Annotated in this window: 1 protein-coding gene; it reads left to right on the plus strand. The window is 61.9% G+C overall.

Annotated features, from left to right (window positions below; all coding sequences use genetic code 11):
* Positions 1-924: 924 nt before the first annotated feature.
* Positions 925-2,370 (plus strand): amidase family protein, encoded by a 1,446-nt coding sequence (locus VOI29_RS24035; RefSeq protein WP_323784363.1) that lies wholly within the window; start codon positions 925-927, stop codon positions 2,368-2,370.
* Positions 2,371-2,540: the final 170 nt, after the last annotated feature.

The following is a 2,540-nucleotide window of genomic DNA, read 5'->3' on the forward strand; positions in this document are numbered from 1 at the left end:
GTGCAGCCTGCATCCAAAACCCTTCCGGGTCCTGTTTCCAGCCGGCGTAAATGTCCTGATATCCCATGGTGTTCATCTCCTCCTGCTCTTTGCGTAGGCGAGAAAGCGTCAAACGGGCAAGTTTTGCAGCTTCCGCACGTAAGGTTGGTCAAGGAATTTACAGGCTTCGAGCAGGGAAACGGCCAGGGTTTACAGAATTTACACGCTGAGTTCATTTTGCATCCAATCCGGTTTGCAAACAGGTCTTTGCGGTAGAATATTCAGGAAAGCCTCGCCGAATTTGCAAAACTGCAAACTTTTCGGGCGGACATGGCCGCTGCAAGCGGGGAATCACCCGCTGGAGCCTCAGTTCGCATTTCGATCCCAGAGGTTCCGCCGTCCAAGTCGTGAAACAGCAGATGCCGGGACCTAAAAAAATATGTGTGGAGGCGGGTGAGGATGGCTGGAGGAAGGGCTGCTTGGAACCTTCGCCCGCGGGAGAAGGCGGGAGAAAGCCGCTGCCGCCGCCGCGCTGCGGAAATCACGGCCGGAAAGGCGGACCGAGGACCAGACCAACTTTCTGAAGACGCTCAAACGTCTGACGTATGGCTTTCCAGCTTCCCTGCCCCTGCACGGACTATCTGCGCCGGGGTGGTTTGCCCAGAGCTGGGCGGAACCAGCCGGGAGGAAGCAGGCGCGTGACCCCGCCGGGGTTTTCTTGGCTGATCCTGATCGGCACAGCTGCCAGAGCCTCTCTAAATTGCAGCGATTCCATGAAGACAGCATCCAACCCCGTTTCAACTATCTTCTGGTGCAGCCATTGCGACAGCGGCGGCCTCGGGCCCGGACCCACGAGGAATATCCGCAGAATTCCGGCAATTTGCCGTCCGGTTTTCCTTGCAACTCCGCCCTGTCTTCCTAGGCTGCAGCCAAGGAGGCTTGAGCATGACAAATCCGGAGACCTGGCGCCTGAGTGCCGCGGAACTGACCCAACTGACACGCACCGGAGATCTGAGCGCCGAAGGCGCCGTGCAAGCCTCCATCAACCGAATGAACGCGGTGAACCCAGCGCTGAATGCCGTCGTTGAAGATCTGAGCGTCGAGGCACTGGACCGCGCCCGCGCACTCGACAAGGCGCGCGCAGGCGGCGCAGTTCCCGGCCCGTTGCACGGTGTGCCGGTCACCATCAAGATCAACGTGGATCAGAAAGGCCATGCCACCTCCAACGGCGTCCCGGCGCTGAAGGACTTGATCGCGCCTGCGGACGCCCCGGTGGTGGAGAATCTGCAAAAGGCCGGGGCGGTGGTAATCGGGCGGACAAATACTCCTGAATTTTCCTTCCGCGCCGACACCGACAACCCGTTGCACGGCCGCACCTATAACCCATGGGGACGGCATATCTCGCCGGGCGGATCCTCCGGCGGCGCCGGGGCTGCAGTGATGGCCGGAATCGGTGCACTGGCGCATGGCAATGACATCGGCGGCTCGTTGCGCTTTCCGGCGGCAGCCAATGGCGCGGTGACAGTCAAGCCCGGCCTGGGCCGGGTCCCGGCCTGGAACCCCAGCCAATCCGCCGAGCGCGGTCTGCTGGCGCAGCTGATGTCGGTGCAGGGGCTGATTGCCCGCTCGGCAGAGGATCTGCATCTTTCGATGCCCTCCTTGATTGCCGCAGACCCGCGCGACCCCTTCCATGTGCCGGTACCCTGGCGCGGTGAAGCGCTGAATGGCCCGGTCAAGGTTGCCTTCAGCAAGAACACCCATGGCTATGAACTGCACCCCGAAGTCGAAGCCGCATTGGATTTTGCCCGTGAGGCGCTGACCGGCGCAGGCTATTTGGTTGAGGAAGCGGAACCGCCCGATGTATTCGAGGCCGGACGCACCGGCTACCGCGCCCTGATGGGCGAGATCCATGCACTGATGAAGGGGGATGTGGACGCGGCAGGCTCCCAGACCGTGCGCGGCATCTTTGCCGTCTATTTCCAGGAGTTCCCTCCCTTTTCCGGGGACGATCTGCTGCAGATGATGGCCAAGCGCACGCATTACGCGCGGCAATGGTCCCTGTTCATGGAGGAATACCCGCTGGTGTTATCGCCTTTCCTGCCGCAGCCCTTTTTCAAGCCGGACCGCGACACCGAAGGCGCGGAAGGCGTGCATGAGGTGCTGGGCTGCGCAGTTTACTCCTATGCGATGAACTTCCTCGGTCTGCCCGCTGCTTCAGTGCCTGCCCGGCTGGCGCAGCTGCCGAATGGGCCGCAGCCCATCAATGTGCAGATCGCCGCCCGCCGCTGGCGCGAGGATCTGGCGGTGGACGCCTGCGCCGCCATCGAAGCCAGTGCAGGCCGCATGTGCCTGCCGCTGTGGGACCAGATGCAGGCCGGCGGTCGCGCCTGACATGACAGTCAGCCAACATCAGCCAATCCCGAAGGTTCAAATCGGGAACGTTCATAAATCAGGGTCGGTCTCAAATCGGGGTCGGTCTCAAATCGGGGACGGTCTCAAATCGGGGTCGGTCTCAAATCGGGGACGGTCTCAAAGCAGTCCGGGCGGGCGCTATGGGGGGG

It is taken from the genome of Leisingera sp., from assembly GCF_034669605.1.
Classification (GTDB): domain Bacteria; phylum Pseudomonadota; class Alphaproteobacteria; order Rhodobacterales; family Rhodobacteraceae; genus Leisingera.

What these genes read in the sequence shown, in the direction of transcription:
- VOI29_RS24035 (WP_323784363.1), top strand. Translation starts at nt 925, where the DNA reads ATGACAAATCCGGAGACCTGGCGCCTGAGTGCCGCGGAACTGACCCAA.